21 protein-coding genes are annotated in these 26165 nt (G+C 71.0%); 6 read left to right on the top strand and 15 right to left on the bottom strand.

All coding sequences use genetic code 11. The annotated features are described in order from the left end of the window. The first annotated feature begins 54 nt into the window (after positions 1-54). The 4 genes from MKW14_RS26730 (at position 55) to MKW14_RS26715 (ending at position 4777) form a co-directional block, all read left to right on the top strand. A complete protein-coding gene (locus MKW14_RS26730; RefSeq protein ID WP_240866218.1) occupies positions 55-1308 on the top strand; it encodes a citrate synthase in 1254 nt (417 codons plus the stop codon). A 75-nt stretch (positions 1309-1383) separates the two neighbouring features. Beyond that, the gene (locus MKW14_RS26725) at positions 1384-2328 is read left to right on the top strand and encodes a ferredoxin family protein (protein WP_240866213.1); all 945 of its coding nucleotides are present in this window, start codon (positions 1384-1386) and stop codon (positions 2326-2328) included. A gap of 101 nt (positions 2329-2429) precedes the next feature. Continuing rightward, on the top strand, positions 2430-4100 hold the full coding sequence (locus MKW14_RS26720) for a sensor histidine kinase (RefSeq protein WP_240866209.1): 1671 nt from the start codon (positions 2430-2432) through the stop codon (positions 4098-4100). Then, positions 4097-4777: a response regulator gene (locus tag MKW14_RS26715; protein WP_240866207.1), complete on the top strand. Its 681-nt coding sequence runs from the start codon at positions 4097-4099 to the stop codon at positions 4775-4777. The genes MKW14_RS26720 and MKW14_RS26715 overlap by 4 nt, the downstream gene beginning before the upstream one ends. A 55-nt stretch (positions 4778-4832) precedes the next feature. Here the strand turns inward: MKW14_RS26715 and MKW14_RS26710 are convergent, their stop codons facing one another. The 3 genes from MKW14_RS26710 to MKW14_RS26700 all read right to left on the bottom strand — a co-directional run bounded on the left by MKW14_RS26710 (position 4833) and on the right by MKW14_RS26700 (position 7628). Further along, positions 4833-5894: an ABC transporter substrate-binding protein gene (locus MKW14_RS26710; RefSeq protein WP_240866205.1), complete on the bottom strand. Its 1062-nt coding sequence runs from the start codon at positions 5892-5894 to the stop codon at positions 4833-4835. A gap of 71 nt (positions 5895-5965) precedes the next feature. Further along, positions 5966-6823 carry an ABC transporter permease gene (locus MKW14_RS26705; protein ID WP_240866203.1) on the bottom strand — a complete coding sequence of 286 codons (858 nt, stop codon included), beginning with the start codon at positions 6821-6823 and terminating at the stop codon, positions 5966-5968. Continuing rightward, complete coding sequence (locus MKW14_RS26700) at positions 6813-7628, bottom strand: ABC transporter ATP-binding protein (RefSeq protein WP_240866201.1); 816 nt, start codon at positions 7626-7628, stop codon at positions 6813-6815. Before MKW14_RS26700 ends, MKW14_RS26705 begins: the two co-directional genes overlap by 11 nt. A gap of 161 nt (positions 7629-7789) precedes the next feature. On the opposite strand from MKW14_RS26700, the gene MKW14_RS26695 reads away from it, so the two are divergent. Then, positions 7790-8482: a response regulator gene (locus tag MKW14_RS26695; RefSeq protein WP_240866199.1), complete on the top strand. Its 693-nt coding sequence runs from the start codon at positions 7790-7792 to the stop codon at positions 8480-8482. Positions 8483-8530: 48 nt separating this feature from the next. On the opposite strand, the gene MKW14_RS26690 is transcribed toward MKW14_RS26695, so the two are convergent. The 6 genes from MKW14_RS26690 to MKW14_RS26665 all read right to left on the bottom strand — a co-directional run bounded on the left by MKW14_RS26690 (position 8531) and on the right by MKW14_RS26665 (position 15482). Beyond that, positions 8531-10123 (bottom strand): monocarboxylic acid transporter, encoded by a 1593-nt coding sequence (locus MKW14_RS26690; RefSeq protein WP_240866195.1) that lies wholly within the window; start codon positions 10121-10123, stop codon positions 8531-8533. Then, the gene (locus MKW14_RS26685; RefSeq protein ID WP_240866311.1) at positions 10120-10680 is read right to left on the bottom strand and encodes a DUF485 domain-containing protein; all 561 of its coding nucleotides are present in this window, start codon (positions 10678-10680) and stop codon (positions 10120-10122) included. Before MKW14_RS26685 ends, MKW14_RS26690 begins: the two co-directional genes overlap by 4 nt. A 69-nt stretch (positions 10681-10749) precedes the next feature. Next, positions 10750-11433: a response regulator transcription factor gene (locus tag MKW14_RS26680; RefSeq protein WP_240866193.1), complete on the bottom strand. Its 684-nt coding sequence runs from the start codon at positions 11431-11433 to the stop codon at positions 10750-10752. After that, on the bottom strand, positions 11430-12581 hold the full coding sequence (locus MKW14_RS26675; RefSeq protein ID WP_240866191.1) for a sensor histidine kinase: 1152 nt from the start codon (positions 12579-12581) through the stop codon (positions 11430-11432). The genes MKW14_RS26680 and MKW14_RS26675 overlap by 4 nt, the downstream gene beginning before the upstream one ends. Then, the gene (locus MKW14_RS26670; RefSeq protein WP_240866308.1) at positions 12578-13102 is read right to left on the bottom strand and encodes a DUF1453 domain-containing protein; all 525 of its coding nucleotides are present in this window, start codon (positions 13100-13102) and stop codon (positions 12578-12580) included. The genes MKW14_RS26675 and MKW14_RS26670 overlap by 4 nt, the downstream gene beginning before the upstream one ends. A gap of 256 nt (positions 13103-13358) precedes the next feature. Then, on the bottom strand, positions 13359-15482 hold the full coding sequence (locus MKW14_RS26665; protein ID WP_240866189.1) for a DNA gyrase/topoisomerase IV subunit B: 2124 nt from the start codon (positions 15480-15482) through the stop codon (positions 13359-13361). Positions 15483-15924: 442 nt separating this feature from the next. Between MKW14_RS26665 and MKW14_RS26660 the strand changes: the two genes are divergently transcribed. Next, positions 15925-16155: a DUF7455 domain-containing protein gene (locus tag MKW14_RS26660; protein WP_030945102.1), complete on the top strand. Its 231-nt coding sequence runs from the start codon at positions 15925-15927 to the stop codon at positions 16153-16155. Positions 16156-16268: 113 nt separating this feature from the next. On the opposite strand, the gene MKW14_RS26655 is transcribed toward MKW14_RS26660, so the two are convergent. The 6 genes from MKW14_RS26655 to MKW14_RS26630 form a co-directional block, all read right to left on the bottom strand. Beyond that, a complete protein-coding gene (locus tag MKW14_RS26655; protein WP_240866188.1) occupies positions 16269-17132 on the bottom strand; it encodes a S1 family peptidase in 864 nt (287 codons plus the stop codon). Positions 17133-17265: 133 nt separating this feature from the next. Continuing rightward, positions 17266-18804 (bottom strand): RNA polymerase sigma factor, encoded by a 1539-nt coding sequence (locus MKW14_RS26650; RefSeq protein ID WP_308314636.1) that lies wholly within the window; start codon positions 18802-18804, stop codon positions 17266-17268. A gap of 420 nt (positions 18805-19224) precedes the next feature. Beyond that, on the bottom strand, positions 19225-20112 hold the full coding sequence (locus MKW14_RS26645) for a FadR/GntR family transcriptional regulator (RefSeq protein ID WP_240866187.1): 888 nt from the start codon (positions 20110-20112) through the stop codon (positions 19225-19227). Between the two features lie 161 nt (positions 20113-20273). Beyond that, positions 20274-22457: an ABC transporter ATP-binding protein gene (locus MKW14_RS26640; protein WP_240866186.1), complete on the bottom strand. Its 2184-nt coding sequence runs from the start codon at positions 22455-22457 to the stop codon at positions 20274-20276. A 136-nt stretch (positions 22458-22593) separates the two neighbouring features. Continuing rightward, the gene (locus MKW14_RS26635) at positions 22594-23352 is read right to left on the bottom strand and encodes an NUDIX hydrolase (protein WP_240866185.1); all 759 of its coding nucleotides are present in this window, start codon (positions 23350-23352) and stop codon (positions 22594-22596) included. Between the two features lie 131 nt (positions 23353-23483). Continuing rightward, positions 23484-25403 carry a glycogen debranching N-terminal domain-containing protein gene (locus MKW14_RS26630; protein ID WP_240866184.1) on the bottom strand — a complete coding sequence of 640 codons (1920 nt, stop codon included), beginning with the start codon at positions 25401-25403 and terminating at the stop codon, positions 23484-23486. Positions 25404-26165 lie beyond the last annotated feature (762 nt).

The raw sequence follows: 26165 nt of genomic DNA, 5'->3' as shown, positions 1-26165 counted from the left end.
TCAAGTCAGGCAACGCATCAAGCCACACGTGGTGAGGCCGATACGGTGACCCCCATGCACGATCAAGAGCCCTCCGCCGGGCACGCCGACCGACGCCTGACGACCAAGGAAGCCGCCGAACTGCTGGGCGTGAAGCCCGAGACGGTCTACGCCTACGTCAGCCGCGGCCAGCTCAGCAGCCGCCGTGTGCCCGGCGGCCGGGGCAGCACCTTCGAGGCGGCGGAGGTGGAGGCACTCGCCCGGCGCAACAGACGTGACAGCGGCGGGGCTCCGGCCTCCGGCGGTGAACTGTCGGTGCGCACCCGCATCACGCTCATCGAGTCCGACCGGTACTACTTCCGGGGCGTGGACGCCACCGAGCTGGCCACCCGCCACTCCTACGAAGAGGTCGCCGAGTGGCTGTGGACCGGCACTCTGCGCCCGGGCATCACCTTCACGGCTCCCGAGACCTCCGTCGCCACGGCCCGCCGCGCCGTCGACGCACTGCCCGAACACACCGGCCCCACCGACCGGTTGCGGGTCGCGGCGATCGCCGCCGCCGTCGCGGACCCGCTGCGCTTCGACCTCTCCGAGGACGCCGTGCTCGGCACCGCGCGCACCCTCATCCCCACACTGGTCGCCGCTCTGCCGGCCCGTCGCGGCCACCGGGACGAGGGCCCGCTGGCCCACCGGCTCTGGGCCCGGCTGACCGGCCGGGACGCCGACGAGGCCTCGCTGCGGGTGCTGGACACCGCCCTCGCCCTGCTCGTGGACCACGACCTCGCCGCCTCGACCCTCGCGGTGCGCGTCGCCGCCTCGGCCCGCGCCCACGCCTACGCGGCCGTCTCCGCCGGGCTCGGCGTGCTCGAGGGCCCGTTGCACGGGGCGGCCAGCGGAGTCGCCCACCGGCTGCTGATGGACGTGCTCGACGAGGGCGACGCGGCCCCGGTGATCGCCGACGAGCTGCGCGCCGGCCGCCGTATCCCGGGCCTCGGCCACCGGCTCTACCCGGGCGAGGACCCACGCGCGCGCGTCCTGTTCGGTCTGCTGGAGGACATCCCCCGGGCCGCCCCCGCCCTGGCGGCGGCCCGCGACATCGTGGCCACCACCGCCCGGCACACCCCGCTGCACGCCAACGTCGACCTGGCCCTCGCCGTGTTCACCGCCTCCAGCGGGATGCAGGCGACGGCGGGCGAGACGATCTTCGCGGTGGCCCGTACGGCGGGGTGGATCGCCCACGCCCTTGAGGAGTACGGCGAACGTCCGCTGCGCATGCGACCGAGCGGGCACTACGTGGGTCCGAAGCCGCCTCAGCCCCTGCCGGAGTAGGACGCGGACCCGCCCGAAGGTCACACGGACCCGCCCGGACGTCACACGGAGCCAAGTCAGGTTAGGCTCACCTCTGTGAGTACGTGCTCAACCGCGTCCCAGGAGCTCGACGAGCCTCTGGCGGGAACCGCGGCCACCGCGCGGAGCTGGCTGCTGCTGGAGCAGCCGGGTCCCTGGGGCGCCAAGGCGCTCACGTCGAGCCATCTGGACCCGGCGGTGGGCCGCGCCCTGGAGGCGGCCCCGAAGGGAACGGGCGTACGGATCGCACTCATCCGCCGTCCCGGCCGCCACGCGGACTGCGGCACCCCCACCGTGCGACAGGTGTACGCCGCCCACACCGTTCCAGGCCGGGTCTGGCTGCGCTCCGCCACGGTCAGCGAGCCGCGTGACCTCCTGGGCCTCGACTTCGGCGCACTGGGCCGGGGCGAGCACCGCGGCCTCGACTCGGTCCTCGGGGCGCGGCCGCACACGGGCGATCCGCTCGCGCTCGTCTGCACCAACGGCAAGCGCGACCGCTGCTGCGCGCTGCTCGGCCGCCCGCTGGCCGCGGAACTCGCCTCCTCCGGCGTCGAGGGCGTCTGGGAGGTCACCCATCTGGGTGGACATCGCTTCTCGCCCACGCTGCTCGTCCTGCCGTACGGCTATGCGTACGGCCGCGCCGAGGCCCATGCCGTCAGGGACGCCCTGCACGGCGTCAAGGAGGGACGGATCGTCGTGGCGGGGTGCCGGGGGAGTTCCGCGTGGGAACGGCCCGGTCAGGCGGCCGAACTGGCCGTGCGCACGGCGGTCGGCGAGTACGGGGCGGAGACCCTGGGCGTCGTGTCGACGAACGGCGCCGCTCCGCGCTGGGAGGTGACCGTCGCCCATGCGGACGGACGCCGCTGGCGGGTTGTCGTCGCCCAGGGCGCGTCAGCCCCGCCCCGCCCGGAGAGCTGCGGTTCGTCGATCCTGGGGTCACCGGCCCGTATGGACGTCGTCGAGGTGCGCGAGCTGGTGACGGCGGCCGCCATCGCGAGTTGACCAGGACGATCAACTCGTCGACCTGGTCCTTCAGCATTGATCAAGAGATCCATGCCACACCCCCTACGGAGGCTCCCGCACCTCCACGTACCGTCGTGGCTATGAGCCCCACTCCCCCCGCACGTCGCCTGCGCCTCGGCATGCCGAAGCGGGTCTTCTCGCAGGTGCTGCTGATGCAGGTGGCGATCGCAGCAGGGGTCGCGGTGCTGGCGACCGGGCTGTTCCTGGCTCCGCTGAGCAAGCAGCTGGACGACGAGGCGATGAACCGCGCCCTGGCCATCGCCCAGACCACGGCAGAGCAGCCGCAGATCGCCAAGGACCTCCAGCACACGGCCCCGACCGCCGACGGGCCGGTCCAGAAGGAGGCGGAGCGGATCCGCAGGGCCACCCACGCCGAGTACATCGTGGTGATGAACCGGCACGGTGTGCGCTGGTCGCACACCAACGTGCAGCAGATCGGCAAGGTCGTCTCGACCAACCCCAAGGAGGCCCTGGCCGGAAAGCAGGTCAGGGAGATAGACAGCGGCACCCTGGGCCGCTCGGCACGCGGCAAGGTCCCGCTGCGCGACACCGACGGCGAGATCGTCGGCGCGGTCTCGGTGGGCATCAAGTACGACAGCGTCCGCTCCGAGCTCATCAGCGCCGTCCCGGGTCTGCTCGCCTACGCCGGCGGCGCCCTGGCCGTCGGCGCGCTGGCCGCGTGGCTCGTCTCCCGTCGGGTGCAGCGGCAGACCCGTGACCTGGCCTTCTCGGACATCTCGGCGCTGCTGGCCGAGCGCGAGGCCATGCTGCACGGCATCAGGGAGGCCGTGGTCGCCCTCGACCGCACCGGCCGCATCCGCCTGCTCAACGACGAGGCGCACCGCCTGCTCGGCATCGACGACGGGGTCGTCGGCATGTCTCCCGACGAGGCGCTCGGCGAAGGCCGCACGGCGGACATCCTGGCGGGCCGGGTGACCGGCACCGACCTGCTCACCGTCCGCGGCCAGCGCGTCCTCGTCGCCAACCGCATGCCCACCGACGACGGGGGCGCCGTGGCCACGCTGCGCGACCGCACCGAGCTGGAACAGCTGGGCCGGGAACTGGACTCGACCCGTGGGCTGATCGACGCCCTGCGCGCCCAGGACCACGAGCACGCGAACCGTATGCACACCCTGCTGGGACTGCTCGAACTGGAGATGTACGACGACGCCGTGGAGTTCGTCGGTGAGGTGGTCGGCGACCACCGCGCCACCGCCGAGCAGGTCACCGAGAAGATCCACGACCCGCTGCTGGCCGCCCTGTTGGTGGGCAAGGCGACGGTCGCCGCCGAGCGCGGTGTCGCCCTGTGGGTGTCGGACCGCACCCGCTTGCCGGACCGGCTGATCGACCCGCGGGGACTCGTCACCGTCGTCGGCAACCTGGTGGACAACGCGCTCGACGCGGTGGCGGCCACGCCGCACGCGCGCGTGGAGGTCGAGTTGCGCGCCGACGGCCGCACCGCGGTCCTCAGAGTGCGGGACACGGGGCCCGGGATACCGGAGGAGCAGCGCGAGTTGGTCTTCACCGAGGGGTGGTCCACCAAGGAGCCGCCCGCCCACGGCAAGCGGGGCATCGGCCTGTCCATGGTGCGCAGGCTCGCCGAACGGCAAGGAGGGAGCGCGACCGTGCGCGAGGCGAACGGTGGCGGCGCGGAGTTCACCGTCGTCCTGCCGGAGGCACTGGCCGAGCCGGCACCGGAGCCGGCCCTGAGCACGGCCACGGACACGCCCGTCAAGGAGGAGTCCCGATGATCGAGGTCCTGGTCGTGGACGACGACACCAGGGTCGCGCAGGTCAACGCCGCCTACGTGGAGAAGGTCCCGGGCTTCCACGTCGCGGGCGAGGCGCACAGCGCGGCGGAGGCACTGCGCCGGCTGGAGGAACTGCCCCGGCTTGACCTCGTCCTCATGGACCACTATCTGCCGGACGACACCGGCCTCGCGGTCGTTCAGGAGATGCGAAGGCGCGGCCATCAGACGGACGTGATCATGGTGACGGCGGCCCGGGACGTGACGACGGTTCAGGCCGCCATGCGCCACGGTGCGCTGCAGTACCTGGTCAAGCCGTTCGCCTTCGCGGGCCTGCGCGCCAAGCTGGAGGCGTACGCGGAACTGCGCCGCACGCTGGACGGCGGCGGCGAGGCGGAACAGGCCGAGGTGGACCGTATCTTCGGCGCCCTGTCCGCGCCGTCGGAACCGGGGCTGCCCAAGGGCCACTCCCCCACCACCGCCGAACTGGTGCGCCGCTCCCTGATGAACGCCCAAGGCCCGCTGTCCGCCCAGGAGATCGCCGACCGCACCGGGGTGAGCCGCCAGACCGCCCAGCGCTATCTGAAGCTCCTGGAACGCACTGGACGGGCCCGTCTCACGCTGAAGTACGGCGACGCGGGCCGCCCTGAACACCGTTACGTGTGGGCGGCCCGCGCCTGAGGGTACGGCCGGGTGGGGGCGGGGGAAGGGGCCGTACCCCCACTTACATACGGATTCAGCCCGCGGCCTTCTCCACGAACTCGGTGGTGAACGTCTTGCTCAGGTCCACCGTGGCGTTCTTGATGTTGGGGTTGAACGCCTTGAGCACCTTCTCGACCGTCTCGGGGCCGTTGGTGGGCATGACGCCGTCGTCGGTGAACATGGGCAACGTGCTCTTGATGGCCTCGGTGTAGAGCGTCTTGTTGCCCTGGGAGTAGTCGGCGGGCATCTTGGCGGCGATCTCGGAAGCGCTGTGCGTGGACATCCACTTGAGCGTCTTGACGAGTGCATTGACCAACTTCTGGACCGTCTCCTTGTGACCGTTGACCCAGTCCGTCTGCATGTACAGGCTTGACGACGGGTACGGGCCCCCGAGCGCCTTCTGCGACCCCTCCGGCGTCCGCATGTCCAGCAGGACCTTGCCCGCCTTCTTGTCCAGGATCGTCGCCACCGTCGGGTCGGTCGTCATACCGCCGTCGATGGCCCCCTTCTGCAGCGCCGCGATGAAGGTCGGTCCCGCGCCGACGGCGACAGGGCTGAACTCGCTGACCTTCACGCCGTTCTTCACGGCGAGGTACTTGGTGAGGAAGTCGGTCGAGGAGCCGAGGCCGGTGACGCCGAGCTTCTTGCCCTTGAAGTCCTTGGGGGACGTGATGTCGCCGGACGCCTTGTCGGAGACGATCTCGACCTCGCCGGGCGCGTGCGAGAACTGCACCACGGACTCGACGGACTTGCCCTTCGTCTGCAGGTCCAGCGTGTGGTCGTAGAAGCCGACGGCCCCCTGGACCTGCCCGGAGACCAGCGCGGTCTCGGCCTGGACTCCGGCCGGTTCGCTCAGCAGTTCCACGTCGAGGCCCTCGGAGTCGAAGTAGCCGAGCCGCTGGGTGAGCATCGCCGGCAGGTAGATGACCTTGTCCAGGCCGCCGACCATGATCTTGACCTTCGTGCCCTTGCCGTCGCCCTTGCCGCCGGAGCCGGTGGATGTGGTGGAGGCGGCGTCGTTGGCGCAGGCGGTGAGGGAGGAGAGGGCGAGCAGGCCGGCGGCGGCCAGGGTGGTGTATCTGGCGGACTTGCGCATGGCGGTTCACGTCCTTGGGAGAGGGCGGTGCGGGAGAAGAGGTGACGGCGCGCCCAAGTGGGCTGCCAGGGCTAGGAGTTCGCCGGTTTCCAGCGGAAGACGCGGCGTTCCACGAAGGTGAGCAGCCCTTCGGCCGCCAGCGCGACGACAGCGAGGATGACCATGGCGGCGTAGACACCGGCCGCGTTGAAGGTGTTCTGGGACTGCGCGACGAGCAGCCCGATGCCCTTGGTCGCGCCGATGTACTCGCCCACGATGGCGCCGATGAGCGCGAAGCCGAAGCTGACGTGGAGGCTGGTGAAGATCCAGGCGGTGGCCGACGGGATGACCACCTGAAGGGTCACCCGACGGTCGCTGGCGCCCAGGATGCGGGCGTTGGCGACCAGATCGCGGTCGACCTCGCGAGCGCCCTGGAAGGCGTTGAAGAAGACCGGGAAGAAGACGAGGACCACGGCCGAGGCGACCTTCGAGGCGGGGCCGAGGCCGAACCAGATCAGGAAGATCGGGGCGAGGATGATCCTCGGCATCGAGTTGAGCACCTTGATGTATGGACCAAGGACATCGGCGAGGAAGCGGATCCGCCCGAGGGCGATGCCGAGCACGACACCGGCGACCACGCCCAGGACCCAGCCCAGCAGCGCCTCGTAGAGGGTGTACCAGATCTGCTCGCCCAGGGAGCCGAGCGCGGTCCCGTGGGTCACCCAGGTCCAGATCTGGTCCCAGATCTTCGACGGCATCGAGAAGTTGAACGGATCGATGACCTTGGCGCGGGAGAACACCTCCCACAGGCCGAGGACGGCGACCAGCAGCAGGACGCGGGTGGCCGTGACCACGATCCTGCGTCTACGGGCGGCACGCGCGCGTGAGTGGGCGCGGTCCGGGGTCTTGACGGTGTCGACGACCGGCGTGCTGAGAACCTCAGGCGACATGGGCGGCACCCCTCTCACGGGTGATGCGGACCTCTTCGCCCAGGGACTCCCAGATCTCGCGGTAGATCTCGATGAACCGCGGCTCCAGGCGCACCGACTCGACCTTGCGCGGCCGCGGCAGGTCGATGTCGAACACGTGCTTGACGGTGGCGGGTCCGGCGGTCATCACGACGACCTTGTCGGCCAGGGCGATGGACTCCTCGAGGTCATGGGTGACGAAGACGACGGAGGCGCCCGTGCCCTCCCACAGCTCCAGCAGCTCGTCCGACATCAGTGCCCGGGTCTGCACGTCGAGCGCCGAGAACGGCTCATCCATCAGCAGGATCTCGGGGTCGTTGACGAAGGTCGCGGCGAGCGCGACACGCTTGCGCTGGCCGCCGGAGAGCTGGTGCGGATAGCGGTCCTCGAAGGCGGCGAGCCCGACCCGGGCCAGCCATTCGCGCGCCTTCTGCCTGGCCTCCGCCTTGGGCACACCGCGGAAGCGCGGGCCGGCCATGACGTTGGACAGAACGGTGCGCCAGGGGAAGGTGGCGTCCTGCTGGAAGACGAATCCGACCTTGTCGCCGACTCCGCGCACCGGCTCCCCGGCGACCAGGACGTCGCCGTCGGTGGGCTCCTCCAACCCGCTGACCAGGGTCAGGGTGGTCGATTTGCCGCAGCCCGTGGGGCCGACGACCGCCACGAACTCCCCACGTCCGACCGTGAGATCGAGTTCCCTGACGGCCGTGTGCAGACCCCCCGACGGGGTCCTGAAGATCTTGCTCGCGCCCCGCAGCTGGATGGCGGGGCTGGTTTCTGCGCTCATGGCCGGGGACGGTAGATGTGGTCCCGGCCACAGCAGGAGCCTTCTGGGCGCATGCCGTTCTTTTGCTTGCAACAGCCTGTTGTGCTCATTTTGCGCGCGCTACAACTGCGGAGCCGAAACACGGGTGTAACGCCCGCCTGGCCTTGACGGAAAGAGGCCCGATGATAGACGTCCTGGTCGTGGACGACGATTTCCGCGTCGCTGAGATCAACGCCAAGTACGTGGGAAAGGTTCCCGGCTTCCGGGTGACCGCCCGCGCGCACAACGCCGCACAGGCCCTGGCCGCCGTGCAGCGCGGAGGCGTCGATCTGGTCCTGCTCGACCACTACCTGCCCGACCAGACGGGCCTCGAACTCGTGCACCGCATGCGGGATCAGGGCCAGGGCACCGACATCATCATGATCACGGCGGCCGGGGACGTGGCGACCGTGCAGGCCGCGATGCGCCTCGGCGCGCTGCACTACCTGGTGAAACCGTTCACCTTCGCGGCCCTGCGCACCCGCCTCGACTCCTACGCCGCCCTGCGCCGCACGGTCGACCGGGTGGGCGGTCGCGGGGTCGCCGGCCAGGAGCAGGTCGACCGGATCTTCGGCGCCCTGCGCACCACCCCGGCGCCGTCCTCACCGGGCCTGCCGAGCGGTCACTCGGAACCGACCACCGACCTCATCTGCCGCGTCCTGCACCACGCCGATCACCCGCTCTCCGCCCACGAGGTGGCCGCCGAAACCGGCCTGAGCCGCTCCACCGCCCAGCGCTACCTCCGCCACCTGGAACAGGCCGGCCGCCTGCGCCTCTCCCTCAAGTACGGCGAGACGGGCCGCCCGGAGCACCTGTACGCCTGGGTGGCGCCGTAAGCCCTCCCTTGCAAGCGACTGTCGTACGACGACGGGGCGCCCCTCCCCCTATACGGCCCCCGCTCCCGTCAGCGACCGCACCTCGGTCTCCGCGTGCTTGGCCTCGTCCGGCACCTCGGCCGAGGTGACCGTGCCGAGCCAGCCGGCGAGGAAGCCCAGCGGGATCGACACGATGCCGGGGTTCTGCAACGGGAAGTACTGGAAGTCGACGCCCGGGAACAGCGATTCGGGGCTGCCCGACACCACCGGCGACAGCACCACGAGCGCCAGTGCGGGGACGAGCCCGCCGTACACGGACCACACCGCGCCGCGAGTGGTGAACCCGCGCCAGAACAGCGAGTAGAGCAGCACGGGGAGGTTGGCGGAGGCGGCGACCGCGAAGGCGAGGCCCACCAGGAAGGCGACGTTGAGGTCACGCGCCAGCAGTCCGAGGGCGATCGCGACGACGCCGATGCCGACGGAGGCGACGCGCGCGACGGTCACCTCGCTGCGCGGCTTGGCATGGCTGCGCCGCAGCGACGCGTACAGGTCGTGCGCCACGGAGGCCGAGGAGGCGAGAGTGATCCCGGCCACCACGGCGAGGATGGTGGCGAAGGCGATGGCGGCGACCACGGCGAACAGCACCGTTCCTCCCGTGGAGTCGGCACCGCCTCCCAGGTCGAGCGCGAGCAACGGAACCGCCGTGTTGCCCGCCGCGTTCGATCCGCGCACCGCCTCCGGCCCGACGATCGCGGCCGCCGCGAAGCCGAGGACGATCGTCATCAGGTAGAACCCGCCGATGAGCCCGATCGACCAGAGCACCGAGCGCCGTGCCGCCCTGGCGGTGGGCACGGTGTAGAAACGGGACAGGATGTGCGGCAGCCCCGCGGTGCCCAGCACCAGCGCCAGGCCCAGGCTGATGAAGTCGAGACGGGCCGTCCAGTCCCCGCCGTACTTCAGCCCCGGCGCCAGGAACGCGTCGCCGTGTCCACTGCGTTCGGCCGCCGTCAGGAGCAAGCGGTCGAAGTCGCCGTGGAAACGCAGCAGGACGAGCACGGTGAGCGCGACCGTACCGCTCAGCAGCAGAACCGCCTTGACGATCTGGATCCAGGTGGTGGCCCGCATCCCTCCCAACGACACATAGATCACCATGAGCGTGCCGACGCCGATGACGGTCCAGGCCCGCGCCGCCGTACTCGTCCCCCCGAGCAGCAGCGCGACCAGGCTTCCCGCGCCCACCATCTGCGCCACCAGATACAGAACGGACACGGTGACCGAGGAAGTTCCCGCCGCGGTGCGCACCGGCCGCTCACTCATCCGCGCCACCACCACGTCGGCGAGCGTGAACCGCCCGCAGTTGCGCACCAGTTCGGCGACGAGGAACAACACCAGCAGCCAGGCCACCAGGAAGCCGACCACGTACAGCATCCCGTCGTAGCCGTACAGCGCGATCAGCCCGGTGACGCCTAGGAAGGACGCGGCCGACATGTAGTCCCCGGCGATGGCAAAACCATTCTCCAGCGGGGAGAAGAGACGGCCCCCGGCGTAGAACTCCTCCGCCGAACCGCGCCGGTTGCGGCTCACCCAGGTCGTGATCGCCAGCGTGACCGCGACGAACCCGCTGAACAGCAACAACGCCAGCGTCTGATGGTGCCCCGTCATGAGGCACTTCCCCGGGCCGCACGGGTCAGCTCCTGCGTGTCCCACCGCAGTTCGAGCGCCGCCCGGTCCCTGCGCAGCCGGGCGTGCCGGGCATAGGCCCAGGCGAGCACGAAGGTGGTCAGGAACTGCCCCAGCCCCGCGAGCATGGCCACGTTCACCGCTCCGGCCACCGGCCGAGCCATCAGCCCGGGAGCGGTCGTGGCCGTCACGACGTATCCCACGTACCAGGTGAGGAAGACGAGGACTCCCGGCACCACGAACCGCCGATAGCGGCTGCGCACTTCCTGGAACGCCGCGCTGCGTTGCACTTCGAGGTAGATGTCGCCCGCCGCCGACAACCCCTCCTCCTCCGCGCCCCGGCCCGGCCCGCCGCCGGTCGCGGGCGCGCCGACACCGTCCGTCTCGCCCCAGCCGGACGCCAGCGCGTCGTACCACGGGTCGTCGTACCGCATGCCTCCGGGCGCCTCGGCCGGTCGCGGGACATGCCCCTCACCGTGCTCGGTCGAACGCTGCGCACCATCCCCGCTTCCGCGAGGACGACTGTTGCTTGACTGCATGCTCAAGGATGGACAGAACGGGACCATCCCCGACTTCTCTTCCCCGCGCTCTTCACCCCATCAGGTGACTCACCCCGCTGGTGGGCGGGCGATCCCCTTCGCGTAGGCGTAACGCACCGCCTGGGCACGGTCCTTGAGGCCGGTCTTGGTGAAGATGTTGTTGATGTGGGTCTTCACGGTCGCCGTCGACACATGCAGCTTGCGGCCGATCTCCGTGTTGCTGAGCCCTTCGGAGATCAGTTCCAGCACCTCGATCTCCCGGGCGGTGAGCCCGTCGGGCGGCTCGGCCGGTTCCGTCGGCCGCGGCGCGGGCTCCGACAGTCGCTCCAGCAGCCGCCGTTGGATGCTCGGCGACAGCCCCGCGTCCCCGGACAGCACGCTGTGCACGGCCCGTACGATCTCGTCCCCTCCCGCGTCCTTGGTGAGATATCCCCGCGCCCCGGCCCGCAGCGCCGGGAACAGCGACTCGTCGTCGGCGAAGGTGGTCAGCACCACGACCTGGGTCCCGGGGTACTCGGCGCGGATGCGCCGGGTCGCCTCCACGCCGTCGCAGCGAGGCATGCGCAGATCCATCAGCACGACGTCCGGGGCGAGTTCGTCGACGAGCCGCACCGCCTCCTCCCCGTCCCCCGCAGCACCGACGACCTCGACTCCGGGCAACAGCCCGAGCAGCATCACGATGCCCTCGCGGACGACGGTCTGGTCGTCCGCGACCACCACGCGCGCGGGCCGCTTCCCCTCCCCTTCCGTCATACGGGCACCCTCAGCGTCACCACGAACCCCTCCTCGTCCGGCCCGGCGTCCAGCGAGCCGCCCAGCAGCTCGGCACGCTCGCGCATGCCCAGCAGACCGTACCCGGCGCCCGCCCCGGCCAGATCTCCCGGCGGTCCGCCCGAGTCCCGTACGTCCAGCGTCACTTGGTGATCGGCGTAGTCCAGCCGCACCCGTACCTTGGCGCCCGGCGCATGCTTGCGGACGTTTGTCAGGGCCTCCTGGGCGACCCGCCGCACCGCCTGCGATGCCTCCGCGGGCAGTGGCTTCCGATCACCCGTAACGGTGACCTCCGCGCCGACCGTCGTGCCCACGAGCTGCGTCAGGAAGTCCTCCAGCGGGGTCATCTCGCCCCGCAGCGCGGACAGCGCCTGCCGTGTCTCGTCGAGACCGTCGCGTGCCATGCCCCGCGCCGCCACGACCCGCTCCAGTATCTGCTCCCGATCTGCACCCCGCTCGATCAGCAGCCGGGCCGCCTCCAGGTGCACGAGCTGCGCCGAGAGGCTGTGGGCCAGTACGTCGTGGATCTCGCGGGCGATCCTGGCCCGCTCGGCGAGCGCCGCCGACTCCGCCTCGGCGGCCCGGGCGGCTCGCTCCTGGGCCAGGAGCCGCTGGGCACTGCCCCGGGCCTCCGCGTCGAGCCTCAGCACGTAACCGGCGAGGGCCAGTCCTGCGGTCGTGGCCGCCGTGGTCAGCCACACGTCGTTGTTGACGGCGGCGTACGCCGCGAGGGCCACGGACGCGGTCGGCAGGGCGGCCGCCAGCGGCAGCCGTTCCAGCGCGGTGACGGCGCAGCCGCACCAGAGGACGAGGCCCAGCGTTCGGAATCCCAGAGCGTTGGCCCCGACCGCCAGCGCGATGAGCAGGAGCAGGATCCCCAGGGAGGGCCACAGCCGGTGCTGGAACGTGGTCCGGTACAGGGCCCACGCCAGGCCGCCGGCCACGACCACTCCGACGCCGCCGACGACCGTCACCCACCCGTGGACGTGATTGCTGTCGAAGGCTCCCCACAGCAGGATTCCGAGGGCGAACACCCGCACGACCCAGGCCATCAGACGCCGGGGCCGCGAGGTGCCTTGCCGGCCGAGTGCCTCCCGCGACGGCCAGCGCATCCAGGCGTTCTGCGTCACACGCGCTCCTTCCGCGTGGGGCGGACCATGGAGTCACCGTACGCCGTGGTCGCGGAGGCAGCGGGCGTGACGGACTGGGTCCGCCAGACCAGGATCCCGCCACGGACGAGCAAGGTGGCCGCGAGAGCGACGAGCAGGGCGGAGCTGTCCTGGTGGACGCCGAGCGCGGAGCCCAGCGCGAAGAGGCCGACGCGCAGGGCGATACCGATGATCCACACGGTCACGCTCGCCTTGGTGCTCTTGCTCCACACCGCGCCGTCCGGATCCGCCCAGACGCGGGTGGTCCAGGCCCAGCCGGCTCCCGTGGCGAGGCCTATGAGCAGCTCGACGCCGAGCAGCACGATCGACTCCGTGCGGTGGTGGGCGTCCACGATGCCGGGTTCGCGCAGCGCTACGACGGCGAGGATCACGGGGACGAGCCACCAGCGCCGCCCCGTGCCTATCCGCTGTGCGCGGAACTGGCGGACGATCACCAGGACGACCACGGCCGCGATCATCAGCGCGTTGACGAACCCGGACATCTGAGCCTCCGAGGCGAGGAAGGGAGTCACGACAGCGAGCACTGCCGACGCCTTCGACACTACGGAAACCCGCAGGTCACCAGATCGGACCGTGGGTGGACCCCGGGTGGATCCGTGAACCGCCCCGACGTCCACCCACGGGTGGAGAACCGCGACTTGGCATGCCGAAGGGCGAGTGGCCCTACGGAATCGGCTCCCCTACCCGACGCCCCCCCCATCGCCCCTCGCCCCGTCCGGCCCAAGCCGAGCGCAGCGGCTACGCGTCGATGCGGGAGCGGTCCAGCGTCGCCGCCGAACTGGAGATGAACTCCTTGCGGGGTGCCACGTCGTTGCCCATCAGCAGATCGAAGACCTGCTCGGCCGAGTCCAGGTCGGACAGGTTGATCCGGCGCAGGGTGCGGTGGCGGGGGTCCATCGTCGTCTCGGCCAGCTGGTCGGCGTCCATCTCGCCGAGACCCTTGTAACGCTGGATGGAGTCCTTGTACCGGATGCCCTTGCTCTGGAGCTCGAGGAGCTTGTCGCGCAGCTCGCGGTCCGAGTACGTGTAGACGTACTTGTCCTGCCCCTTCTTCGGTTGCACGATCTCGATCCGGTGCAGCGGCGGCACCGCGGCGAAGACCCGTCCCGCCTCGACCATCGGCCGCATGTAGCGGTGGAAGAGCGTCAGCAGCAGGGTCCGGATGTGCGAGCCGTCGACGTCGGCGTCGGTCATCATGATGATCTTGCCGTAGCGTGCCGCGTCGATGTCGAAGGTCCGTCCGGAACCCGCTCCTATGACCTGGATGATCGCGCCGCACTCGGCGTTCTTCAGCATGTCGGTCACGGACGACTTCTGGACGTTGAGGATCTTGCCGCGGATCGGCAGCAGCGCCTGGAACTCGGAGTTCCGGGCGAGCTTGGCGGTGCCGAGCGCGGAGTCGCCCTCGACGATGAACAGTTCGCTGCGGTCCACGTCGTCGCTGCGGCAGTCCGCGAGCTTCGCGGGCAGCGAGGAGGACTCCAGAGCCGTCTTGCGGCGCTGTGCGTCCTTGTGCTGGCGGGCCGCGATACGGGTACGCGCGGCGGCGACGGCCTTCTCCATCACGACGCGCGCCTGCGCGGCGGCGTCCCGCTTGGTGGAGGTCAGGAATGCCTTGAGCTCCCTGGTGATCACGGTGTTCACGATGCGGCGGGCCGCCGAGGTGCCGAGGACCTCCTTGGTCTGGCCCTCGAACTGGGGCTCGGCCAGTCGGACGGTGACGACCGCGGTGAGCCCTTCGAGGGCGTCGTCCTTGACGATGTCGTCCTCGGCGACGCGCAGCAGTTTCTTGGCGCGCAGGACCTCGTTGAGCGTGCTGCTGACGGCCGTCTCGAAGCCCGCGACGTGGGTGCCGCCCTTGGGGGTGGCGATGATGTTCACGAACGACTTCAGGGTCGTGTCGTATCCCGTGCCCCACCGCATGGCCACGTCGACGTCGAGTTCACGGGTGACCTGGGTCGGGGTCATCTGGCCGTGCTCGTCGAGGACCGGCACGGTCTCCTTGAAGGTGCCCTGGCCGGAGAAGCGGAGCACGTCGCAGACCGGCTTGTCGGTGGCCAGGTACTCGCAGAACTCGCTGATGCCGCCGTCGAAGCGGAAGGACTCCTCGCCCTTGCTGCCGCCCTCGCCGAGGCCGAACTCGTCCCGGACGACGATGGTCAGGCCGGGCACCAGGAACGCCGTCTGGCGGGCGCGCTGGTGGAGGTTCTCCAGGGAGAGCTTGGCGTCCTTGAGGAAGATCTGGCGGTCGGCCCAGTAACGCACGCGCGTGCCGCTGCGGGTCTTGGGGATCCTCTTGGCCTTGCGCAGACCACTGGTGGCCTCGAACCTGGCGTCCGGACCGGCCCCGGCGAAGGCGCCGGGCACACCGCGCCGGAAGCTGATCGCGTGCGTGTGGCCGCCGCGGTCGACCTCGACGTCCAGGCGCGCCGAGAGGGCGTTCACCACGGAGGCGCCGACGCCGTGCAGACCGCCGGAGGCCGCGTAGGAGCCGCCGCCGAACTTGCCGCCGGCGTGCAGCTTGGTCATGACGACCTCGACACCGGAGAGGCCGGTCTTGGGCTCGACGTCGACCGGGATGCCCCGGCCGTTGTCCCGGACCTCCACCGAGGCGTCCTCGTGGAGGATCACCTCGATGTGGTCGCAGTAGCCTCCGAGTGCCTCGTCCACGGAGTTGTCGATGATCTCCCACAGACAGTGCATCAAGCCGCGGCTGTCGGTGGACCCGATGTACATGCCCGGGCGCTTGCGTACGGCCTCGAGCCCCTCGAGGACGAGCAGGTGCCGCGCGGTGTAGTTGGAACCGTCCCGCTCTGCTCCTGCCAGCAGAGCCGTGGACGACACGGACGTTTCGGCGGTCACGCGGTTCGCTCCTCGCTGAATTTCAGGTGGGGCCCTTCTGGGTAAGGGCGCGGCCTCTGTTGCCGTGAAGAGGGTACCGAGGCCTGGTAGAGCCGTTGTAGCGCCACCCTTCGTCGGAACACAGGGTAGTCCAGAGTCGCATGCATGTTCGATCCCTCGTTGGAGTGAAGCACATATCACGTTCCCTTCGAGGCATGAACCATTTAGGCTCCGGGCACGTCCTCATGAACAACCGGCAAGCCAGCCGGGAGGACCTGACATCGAACGACAGCGCGAAACCGTACGACACACAGACACGTAATACGGCACATTCGCCGCCAACCGGCAACAGACAGCCGGACTCGAAAGATTTTTTCGAGAAGAAGCCCCGGGCGGGAACGTTTTAGGGCTGGTTGGATGTTGACCCTGGTACGACAGCTCGTCGAGCTAGAGAAGAGGCGACGTGACTACTGTTCTGACCCCCGCGAGCCCGCTGACGGCCGCCGATCGCTGCGACCGCTGCGGTGCGCAGGCATACGTTCGCGTTGTCCTGCTCAGCGGCGGAGAACTGCTCTTCTGCGCCCACCACGGGCGCAAGTTCGAGCCGGAACTCAAGAAGATCGCCGCTGAGATACAGGACGAGACGGAGCGGCTGACGTCCGTTCCCGCGTCCGCGTCCGAAGAAGAGCGCTGACACCTCGCGTCCACGACGAGCCAGCTCCGGCACAGGCCGGCGCACGGGCGGCGCGTCCCCTGCTTCCAGGGGCCGCGCCGCCCGCTCTTCGTTGGTCCATCGACGGACCGCCGTCAGCTCCCGTCCGCGGCCCTCTCCGGCCCCCGGGAGACGCGGCCCGGACTCAGGGCCCGCACGACCGCGGAGACGCGCGTATAGACGCCGGGTTTGCCCGCACGGCCGCAGCCGCTCCCCCACGACACGAGCCCGATCAGCTTCCCCTGGGCGACGAGCGGCCCGCCGCTGTCCCCCTGGCAGGCGTCGCGGCCGCCGTCCGTCTCCCCGGCGCACACCATGCTGTCGGCCGCGTAGGTACCGTCGACGCTCCCCGGGTACGCCCGCCGGCACTGGGTGTCGGGCAGTACGCGCACGCGTGCGGCGCGCAGTGTGCGCGGGTAGTCGCCGCCGCCCGTCAGATCGCCCCACCCGTAGACCGTGGCGCTCGTGCCGGGCGCGTACGCCGGGTCACCGGCCGCGGCCATCGCGAGGGTGGCGTCCTGCGGCAGCGGCTCGGCCAGGGTGAGCACGGCGAAGTCCCCGGCGTTGGTCTCGCTGTCGTAGGCCGGGTTCACCCAGACCTCACGCACCCGGATCTCCGAGCCGTGGTCCGAGAGCAGGTCCGTGCGGCCCGTGATGACCTTCAGATCGCGCGCCTGGTCCGGGGGCGCCCCCAGGACGTTCTCGCCCATGCAGTGGGCCGCGGTGAGCACGGTTGTACGGCTGATGGCCACGCCGCCGCAGAACTGTCCCGCACGCGTACCCCCGAACCGGTCACGGCTGGACAGGGCCACCGTCCAGGGACTCTGGGAGATGTCCACCGGGAAACCGCCCACGACGACGTCGGCGGGCGCGGGGGCGGCGGACAGCAGCGGTATGGCGGTCGCCGCGGCCGCGAGAACGAGCGGCCGGGCCAGTGACCGGATGAAGGGACGACGCATGCGCGCTCCTCACACTGGGATGACGATCGGAAACCCAGAGTGATCCAGCGCGCCGCACCCCGCACCCGCGCGACAGCACGACAAGGCCCGGCTCCCGAGGGGAACCGGGCCTTGACTGTCGTAGGACCGCGATCTAGTCCAGGTAGTCGCGCAGCACCTGGGAACGCGAGGGGTGACGCAGCTTCGACATCGTCTTGGACTCGATCTGACGGATGCGCTCGCGCGTGACGCCGTACACCTTGCCGATCTCGTCGAGGGTCTTCGGCTGACCGTCGGTGAGACCGAAGCGCATGGAGACGACGCCCGCCTCGCGCTCGGACAGCGTGTCCAGAACGGAGTGCAGCTGCTCCTGCAGGAGCGTGAAGCTGACCGCGTCGGCCGGGACGACGGCCTCGGAGTCCTCGATGAGGTCACCGAACTCGCTGTCGCCGTCCTCGCCCAGCGGGGTGTGCAGGGAGATGGGCTCACGGCCGTACTTCTGGACCTCGATGACCTTCTCCGGGGTCATGTCGAGTTCCTTGGCCAGCTCCTCCGGGGTGGGCTCGCGGCCCAGGTCCTGGAGCATCTGGCGCTGCACGCGCGCGAGCTTGTTGATGACCTCGACCATGTGCACCGGGATACGGATGGTGCGGGCCTGGTCGGCCATGGCGCGGGTGATCGCCTGACGGATCCACCAGGTGGCGTACGTGGAGAACTTGTAGCCCTTGGTGTAGTCGAACTTCTCGACCGCGCGGATCAGACCGAGGTTGCCCTCCTGGATGAGGTCCAGGAAGAGCATGCCGCGGCCGGTGTAGCGCTTGGCCAGGGAGACCACCAGACGGAGGTTGGCCTCCAGGAGGTGGTTCTTGGCGCGACGGCCGTCCTCGGCGATGATCTCCAGCTCGCGCTTGAGCTTGGGAGCGAGCTTGTCGGCGTTGGCCAGCTTGTCCTCGGCGAACAGGCCTGCCTCGATGCGCTTGGCCAGCTCGACCTCCTGCTCGGCGTTGAGCAGGGGGACCTTGCCGATCTGCTTGAGGTAGTCCTTGACCGGGTCGGCGGTGGCGCCCGCCGCGGCGACCTGCTGGGCCGGCGCGTCGTCCTCGTCCTCGTCGGAAAGCACGAAGCCCGCGCTCTCGGCGCCCTCGGGCTCGTCGCCGGCCTTGGGGGTCTCCTCGAGGGCCTCTTCCTCGAGGACCTCTGCGTCGTCCTTCTTGGCGGTGGTCTTCTTGACCGCCGTCTTCTTGGCGACGGTCTTCTTCGCGGCCGGCGTCGCCTTCTTGGCGGCCGGCTTCTTCGCGGCAGCGGCCTTCGGCGCGTCGTCGTCGACCGGCGGCGTGTCGACAGCGGGCGCCGCCGGGGTGGCGGTGGCGGTGGCCTTCTTCGTGGTCACCGTCTTCGCCGCGACGGTCTTGGTAGCGGTGCGCTTGGCCGGACTCTTCGCTGCGACGCTCTTTCGGGTGCGCTTGGGCTCCGCGGCACTGACCATCAGCGTCACACCCTCTTCCTCGAGGATCTGGTTGAGGCTGCGCAGTACGTTCTTCCACTGAGTGGCCGGAATCTGGTCAGCTTCGAAGGCCCGACGCACATCGTCGCCGGCGATCTGCCCCTCAGCCTTTCCCCGCTCGATAAGAGCCATGACAGAGACGGACTCGGCGATCTCCGGCGGGAGCGTACGGGATGTGCTGGCCGACACGAACAACCTCTCGGAACGTTGGAAAACGGCTTCCGGCCCCGTCCGGGACGGACAGGAGCCGACCACCGGCCTTGGGGATCGGGCCGACGGCGCGGGCGGGGGCCGGGAAGAGGCACAGCGCCGTGAACGGCGTCCGTATTCCCTCCTCGGCAGTCACCTCTTAGGTCATCGCAGTGTTCCCACGAGCGTTACGCCCAATCCGCGTGGCCCGAGTCACACCCCGTAAGCATTCAAAAACGGTCAGACGCGGGCATACGAGATCACGTATGGCTCAGACCAAGGCACCTCCGGGCCACGAGTCCGTCGCGCCGTCGGACCCCGCATGATCCCACAGATGGTGCGGGGTCCGACGGGAGCGGCCGGCCGGGCGACGCCCCAGGAGGGGGAGGCGGACCCGTCCGCGCCACTCGTGGTGCGGGGTCAGTGCTCGCGCGGCGCCGGCACCACACGCTCCACCTCGGGGTGGACGGTGAGCAGTTGACGCATGGCCGCCTCGGCCGCCGCGCCGTCGCCGGCGGCCAGGGCGTCGGCGATCCTGGCGTGGTGCGCCAGCGCCGTCTCGTTGGGCCGCTCGCAGCCCGTGACCGGGCCGCCGGAGACCTGGAGCGCGGCCGACACGATCCCGGAGAGGTGCTCCAGCATGCGGTTTCCCGCGACCTGGATGAGCAGGGAGTGGAACTCCGCGTCGGCCCGGGAGAAGGTGAGCGCGTCACCCTGCCCCATGGCGTGACCCATGATCTCGACCATGTCCGCGAGTCGCTGCTGGACGTCCTCGCGCCCGTGCCCGGCGGCGAGGCGGGCGGCGAGCGGCTCGATGGTCCAGCGCAGTTCGCTCAGCTCGCGCCGCTGGTCGTCGCGCTGCGGCCCGAAGGCCCGCCACTCGATGATGTCCGGGTCGAGGAGGTTCCAGTCGCTGACGGGACGCACGCGCGTGCCGACGTTCGGACGGGCGCTGACCAGTCCCTTGGCCTCCAGGACGCGGAGCGACTCACGGACGACGGTGCGGGACACCTCGAAGCGCTGACCGATCTCCTCGGGCACGAGGGGGCGGTCCGCGCCGAGGTCACCGGAGACGATCATCTGCCCGAGCTGCTGGACGAGTTGGCCGTGCAGCCCGCGTCCGCGGCTGCCCGTGGCGCGCCGGCCCACGCGGCCCAGCTCCGGGTCGGCGCTCTCCCAGGCGGGGACTGCGACGCGGTCGGCGACGTGCGCCTCGGCGTAGGGGTAGCGGTCGAGTTCGCCCGGGCCGGCGAGGCCGGAGTCTGCGGAGCGGGCGGCGGTCATCATGGTGTGCGCAAGGGTACTCACGGATCCTTTGTCGGCGCTGTCCTCAACTCCCTTGAGGTCTTTGGTGAAAAGCACACGAAAGGGTGATCGCTCACCGCATCGCAATTGACGCCTTATCGGAAAGAAATGGGCTTCCCGCGGGGAGTTGCGCACAAGGTGGGGCGAAAGTGTGCGGACGGACGTCACCGGACCCTGCTGCGCAGGGTCGTGAGCGCATACGCGCAGAGCAGCGCGGTCAGCGACAACGTCATTGCCCCGCCCACGGGTTGGGCGATCACGCGCGCGACAGCGGAAAGATAGCGCTCTCCCCCGAAGGGCCACTGCAGCAGAAGCGTCTCACGCAACCGCAGCGGAAACCCGGCCGCCGTCCGCACGGACGATCCCGCCAAGGCCTTTTGTACGAGGGGTACGACGACGACCGGTACGGCGAGCACGGCCGCGAGTCCCGCGGTGGTCGACCGGAACACACCCGCCGCCAGCACCCCGGCCCACGCACACCCGACGACGAGCCCTGCCCAACTCGCTCCGAGCGCCGCCCAGTCGCCGGGAACTTCCGTGAGCTCCTGCCCGTAGACGACATAGAGCAGCTCGGCGTCGCAGCCGACCGTCAGGACGGCCAGGGTCAGCGCGGTGGCCATGGCGACGAGGAGCTTCGCGACGAGCAGCCCCAGCCGGCGGGGCACGGTGCCGCGGTCCGCCGCCAGGGCGGGATGGCGGAACTCGTCACCGAAGGCCAGCGCCCCGAGCAGCCCCGCCCCGAGCGCGGCGGGCGGCAACGGCAGCTCCCACGGCCACGCGGCCAGCAGCCGCGCCTGCGGGGTGTGCCCGATCCTGGCCGTGAGCACGGCGGTGAGGGCCGACGCGAGAAGTACGGCCCCGGCGATCAGGAACCCCGTGCCGATCCCGGCGGCACGGCGGATCTCGTAGCGCAGGGGGCGGAGGGGGCTGGGGGCGGGGCGGACGGAGATGGGGGGCGGGAGGGGGGAGAGGGGGTCGGCGGAGCGAGCTTCGGCGGGACGAGAGTTTTGCGCGGGCACAGGCACGCTCGATGCCGGACGGGCGGGCGCGGGGGTCGCAGCGGGGGCGTGCGTAACGGCTTCGGGGCGCCGGTCGGAGCCTGCCGAGCGCGTGACGTCTGGCGCCAGAAGATCCTGAGCAGTGTCGCCATCATGATCCCCGGCTGCCGCACGAGAGTCGTCCCGCGTCTGGGAAACCTGGCTGACGTCGGCATACCGGTCCCCGCCCCCCACAGTCGAGTCGTCCCGCGCCGCGGGGACCTTGCCGACATCGGCGTGCCCCTGCCCGTCCGACGCAGTCGTGTCGTCGCACTGCTGAAGAACCTGACCGACCTCGGCATGACAGTCCCGATCCATAGCATGGGACTCGTCGCGCGTCTGACCGATCTGACCGGCGTCGGGCTCACCGACCTTCGCCTCGCCTAGCCGCAGCGCCTCAGCCGTCGGCCCGGCGCGGTGAACGTCTCCGGCTCCTGGCCCCATGTCACCCACCTCGTCGGCAAGTTGGTGGACGAGAATGCCGTGGCGGAAGGCGGCCTCACCGATGTCGGCGCAGGTACTGCCGTACACGGACAGGCGGTTGCCGCCCTCGCGAACGACCTCGACCGAGCGCTGGGCGGCGCGGGCCTCCTTCGTGAGGAGAGCGGCCAGGCGCGCGGCGTACGGGCTGCGGACGGCGACGCGGGGGCGCAGTCGGGTCCGGGCGAACTCGGCGGCGTCCTGGTCGGCGACGAGTCTGCCCTGCTCCAGGGTGACGACCCGGTCGGCGTTGCGGGCGGCCTCCTTGGGGTCGGCCACGGTGAGCAGGACCGTGCCTCCCTGCGTGGCGTGTGCGCGCAGCACGCTGTGCAGCCAACGGGTCTCGCGCGCGGAGAGGCCGTCGGCGGGGTCGTCGAGGACCAGCGTGTGAGGGTCGGGGAGCAGGGCGCAGGCGAGGCCGAGTCGGCGGTCCATGCCGCGCGAGAGCGTGCCGAGGCGTTCGTCGCGCAGACTGACGAGGCCGACCACTTCGAGGACCTCGTCGGCCCTGCGGACGGGGACTCCGGCGGCGGCGCACAGCATGCGCAGATGGCCGCGGACCGTGCGCGCCGGGTGTCCCGGCACGTCTCCGAGGAGCACGCCGACCTCGCGCGAGGGATGGGCGATGCGGTGCAGGGGACGGCCTCTGAAGTAGGTGATGCCACGGCCCTGTTGGAGTTCGAGCATGAGTCTGAGCGCCGTGGTCTTGCCCGCTCCCGCTGCGCCGAGCAGCGCGGTGACGTGGCCCGCTCGCGCGTCGAAGGAGACGTCGTCGACGGCGGGCGGGAGGTCCTTGCGGGGATTGCTGGTCAGTCCGAAGGCCTGGATCACCCGTAGCAAGATAGCGCGCTATGTCCGTTTTTTCGGGCAGCGCAGGGCCAGTTCGCGGCCCGTCGCCCCACATTTTCGGAACCTTGCTCGCCGTTGGCTCCCGGACCCGGTCCATAGCGCCCCGCGAACCGGGTCGTCACACTTCGGGGCGCAGCATCGGCGGGTTGAGCAGAGTGGCGCCACCGGCACGGAAGAGCTGTGCCGGGCGGCCGCCCTGGCGTGTGGTCGTGCCGCCGGTGGGCACGAGGAATCCCGGGGTGCCCGTCACCTTGCGATGGAAGTTGCGTGGATCGAGCGCCACGCCCCACACCGCCTCGTAGACCCGGCGGAGCTCGCCAACGGTGAACTCGGTGGGGCAGAACGCCGTGGCGAGGGACGAGTACTCGATCTTGGAGCGGGCGCGCTCCACGCCGTCGGAGAGGATCTGGGCGTGGTCGAAGGCGAGCGGCGCCACCGGTTCGCCGTCCCGGCCGTAACCACCCTGCTGCAGCAGCTCGTCGACCGGTGCCCAGCGCGCGTTGCTGGCGTCACCGCCCGCTCGGGGCGCCGGCAGGTCGGGGGCGAGGGCGAGGTGGGCGACGCTGACGACCCGCATCCGGGGGTCCCGCTTGGGATCGCCGTAGGTCGCGAGCTGTTCGAGATGCGCGCCGTTGTCCTGGGCGGGGACGGACGGATCATGGGCGCGCAGTCCGGTCTCCTCCACCAGCTCGCGCGCCGCTGCCTGCGCCAGATCCTCGTCGGCCCGTACGAACCCACCGGGAAGCGCCCAACGGCCCTGGAAGGGCGGTTCGCCCCTGCGTACCGCCAGCGCGCACAGGGCATGGCGGCGCACGGTCAGCACGACCAGGTCCACGGTTACGGCGAAGGGCGGAAAGGCTGACGGGTCGTAGGGCATGCGGCGATCATAGTCGTCTGCCTGACGATAAACACTCCCCTCGTCGGTCGCCTCGATGGTTGATCCACTTCGGTCCGGTATGAGCCGCACCGTCTCCTCGCGGGTGTTGTGCGGTGGTGCGTCGTGCGAGGTCACACTCCCAGTGACAGCCCTTCGGCCGCCTCCTCGACCATGGCGAGTCCGAGCCGGCCGACCCGTACGGAGAAGGGGGCGCCGGCCACCCGTAGGCCGGTCAGGACGATCTCACCCAGGGGCGCGCTGCGTAGGGGGCGCAGCGTGACCGAGCAGGCGGGGGCGTCGGGGCGGATCCCGGCGAGCGTGGTCAGGAGGAGCACGCCGGCGGCCGCGGCGGTGGCGGCCGGCCGACAGGCCGCCGGGTGCGGGAGTGGGGCGCTCGCCTCGGTGCGCTGCTCCCCCGCGTACATCTCGGGCAACCGGTGGCCGAAGGCCTCGGCCGCCGCGAGGACGCCATGCAACAGCGAACCCGCCTCCTTCTCGTAGCCCGCGGCGGCGAGGCCCGCCACGGCCACCGCCGTCTCGTGCACCCGCACTGCCCCGCTCCTGTGCCCGAACGGGTTGTGTCCCGGCTCCTTCGTGCCCAGACTCCTCAGCCCCCAGCCCGAGTCCATGGCGGGGCCGCCGAGCAGCCTGGCGAGTTGTTCCGTCCGCACCTTGTCGAGCAGGCCCGGTGCCTGTTCGCCCGCGCCGAGCAGACCGGTGTCGAGCAGATGGGCGGCGGCCGCGCCCAGGTACGGCACCGGGCTGCCGTCCGGGAGTCGAGCGGCCGCGGGCCGGCCTCCGCCGCGATCGTCGATCCAGAACCCCTCCCGGAACGCCGTCCGCAGCGACCGCGCCCACTGCCGCAACTCCTCCGCACCCGGCCGGCCGCAGGCGTCGAGAAGATCGGCACCGAGCAGTGCCGCCCGGTGCGCGTGCGCCTGCGTCTCGCAGCGGGCGGGGCCACCCGGGTCAGCGTCGTTGAGGTAGGTACCGTCGCCGATGGTCGTCCGCAGCCAGGTCAGACAGCGTTCGGCAGTGGGCAGCAGTTCCTCCGTCTGCTGCTCGGGGAGCCCCCAGCGGCGGGCTTCCGCGAGGAGGACGGGGTAGAGCAGTGTGGCCTCCGTGGCCGTGCAGGCCGGCGGCAGATGGGGGCCCGCGTCCCGTCGTGGTCCCGGGATCAGGCCGGACTGCCGCCCTGGGCCGGTGAGTTGGGTGCGGGCCAGGGTACGCAGCGTGCCCGCGGCGAGCCGGGTGCCGAGCGCCAGCGTCATCCTGGCCGCGGCGAGCGCTTCGGCGGGTGCCGACCCACAGCGCCAGGGGGCGCCGGCCGCGAGGTGGGTGTCGGAAGGGCGGGCGGGGTCGCGCAGCAGCAGAGCCTGGAGGTCCTCGACGCTCGCCCGCAGGAGCGACCGGACCCTGGGATCGTCGCCCGACGCCCGCGCGACGGCGAAGGGGCCGACCGCGGTACGGCCAACGGCCCGGACGGCCCCCACCCTGTCGGGCCGTACTCTCAACTCCACGCTGGTGCTGCCGCCGGGGGGCAGATCCAACTCCCAGCGCAGCAGCCCAACCGAGGCCAGCGCGTCCGCGGGCGGTGGATGGGCCGTGACCGACGAGTTGCCGCCGGCGCCGGACCAGCGCAGCCCCGAGTCGTGAACCGTGGCGGGGATTTCGGGCCCCGCTCTGCCGGATGCGATCGCGCCCAGGTCCGCCAGGTCCGTACCCAGGGACACCTCGACGGGGAGGCGCAGGGCGCGTGAGGTTGCGTTGTGCAGCGTGATCCGCTCCCTGCCGTCCGCGTGGCGGACGCGTTCCACCGCGAGGTCCGGGTCCGGACCGGAGTGCGGGGAGACGTGCACGGCGCCCACGAAGCGGGCCCGGTCGGCCGCCGTCATCCGGGCCTGCAACGCCAGCGGTTCTCGCCCGGCCACGCGGACCTGGCAGCGGGAGAGCACGCGTCTGCCCGCGCGGTAGAACCCCTCCAGTCCCTGGCCGGTCATCTGTCCCTGCTCCGAGGAGATGGCAAGGCCGGGGAGGGCGACGCAGATCATGACGGTATGGGTGGACGGTAACTCGACAGGTCGACGAGGAGTCCGGCCCAGGGAGCCGTGGGGCGGCGAGGCGGGCCCTCCAGGCGGGAAGGTGGGCGCGGGGCGAGGCTGGGCGACCGGCGCGGGCGTGGTCCGGCCCTCGCCCGGCGTCTGGTGCCGGTCGGGTGTCCTGCCAGTCACCCAGGGCTGGTTCAACGGCCGAGAAGCATTCGCTGCCCGATCCGCAGGCCCGCCGCTGCTTGGACTGCGCGGGGCTGCTCCTTCGGCGCACCCGGGCCGGCCCACCGAGGGGGCCGCCACGGTGGGCATAGGAGGACAAGACCCTTGCCCAGGGGAACCGGCTCGGGGCAGCTCCCGCCCGTGCGCCGCGGGCAATACCCCTTCCATGAACGCAGTCGAAAGCCCTTGCCGGCTCGGGATGACGGGCGCTCTCCCCTCCTGATCGACGGAGGCGGACAGGGACACGTCGATTCCTGGGTGCGTCGAAGTGCGCGTTGCGTCGCCGGCTGCCCATCGGTCGGCACGGTCCGCGAGAACCGCGGGCGTCGGCGGATCGGCTCCCTGCCGGGAGGTCGGCTCCCATCGGCCCTTGGCGGAAGAGTCGTCGGAAGAGTCGTCGGAAGGCTCGAAGGACTCGAAGGACTCGAAGGGCTCGGAGAGCGAGGTCGACTGATGCATGCGGTGGCTTCTTCTGCGCTCGGTGCACCTCGGGCGTGTGCGGCGCCGGGTGAGGGGATCCGGACGGACGTGTATGGGGCGACG

Source organism: Streptomyces gilvus (genome assembly GCF_022513565.1).
Taxonomy (GTDB): domain Bacteria; phylum Actinomycetota; class Actinomycetes; order Streptomycetales; family Streptomycetaceae; genus Streptomyces; species Streptomyces gilvus.
Note: the sequence above shows the minus strand (reverse complement) of the source record. Positions and strands in the feature narration are given on the sequence as shown.

What these genes read in the sequence shown, in the direction of transcription:
- MKW14_RS26730 (WP_240866218.1), top strand. Translation starts at nt 55, where the DNA reads ATGCACGATCAAGAGCCCTCCGCCGGGCACGCCGACCGACGCCTGACG.
- MKW14_RS26720 (WP_240866209.1), top strand. Translation starts at nt 2,430, where the DNA reads ATGAGCCCCACTCCCCCCGCACGTCGCCTGCGCCTCGGCATGCCGAAG.
- MKW14_RS26715 (WP_240866207.1), top strand. Translation starts at nt 4,097, where the DNA reads ATGATCGAGGTCCTGGTCGTGGACGACGACACCAGGGTCGCGCAGGTC.
- MKW14_RS26710 (WP_240866205.1), bottom strand. Translation starts at nt 5,894, where the DNA reads ATGCGCAAGTCCGCCAGATACACCACCCTGGCCGCCGCCGGCCTGCTC.
- MKW14_RS26705 (WP_240866203.1), bottom strand. Translation starts at nt 6,823, where the DNA reads ATGTCGCCTGAGGTTCTCAGCACGCCGGTCGTCGACACCGTCAAGACC.
- MKW14_RS26700 (WP_240866201.1), bottom strand. Translation starts at nt 7,628, where the DNA reads ATGAGCGCAGAAACCAGCCCCGCCATCCAGCTGCGGGGCGCGAGCAAG.
- MKW14_RS26695 (WP_240866199.1), top strand. Translation starts at nt 7,790, where the DNA reads ATGATAGACGTCCTGGTCGTGGACGACGATTTCCGCGTCGCTGAGATC.
- MKW14_RS26690 (WP_240866195.1), bottom strand. Translation starts at nt 10,123, where the DNA reads ATGACGGGGCACCATCAGACGCTGGCGTTGTTGCTGTTCAGCGGGTTC.
- MKW14_RS26685 (WP_240866311.1), bottom strand. Translation starts at nt 10,680, where the DNA reads ATGCAGTCAAGCAACAGTCGTCCTCGCGGAAGCGGGGATGGTGCGCAG.
- MKW14_RS26680 (WP_240866193.1), bottom strand. Translation starts at nt 11,433, where the DNA reads ATGACGGAAGGGGAGGGGAAGCGGCCCGCGCGCGTGGTGGTCGCGGAC.
- MKW14_RS26670 (WP_240866308.1), bottom strand. Translation starts at nt 13,102, where the DNA reads ATGTCCGGGTTCGTCAACGCGCTGATGATCGCGGCCGTGGTCGTCCTG.
- MKW14_RS26655 (WP_240866188.1), bottom strand. Translation starts at nt 17,132, where the DNA reads ATGCGTCGTCCCTTCATCCGGTCACTGGCCCGGCCGCTCGTTCTCGCG.
- MKW14_RS26635 (WP_240866185.1), bottom strand. Translation starts at nt 23,352, where the DNA reads ATGCCCTACGACCCGTCAGCCTTTCCGCCCTTCGCCGTAACCGTGGAC.
- MKW14_RS26630 (WP_240866184.1), bottom strand. Translation starts at nt 25,403, where the DNA reads ATGATCTGCGTCGCCCTCCCCGGCCTTGCCATCTCCTCGGAGCAGGGA.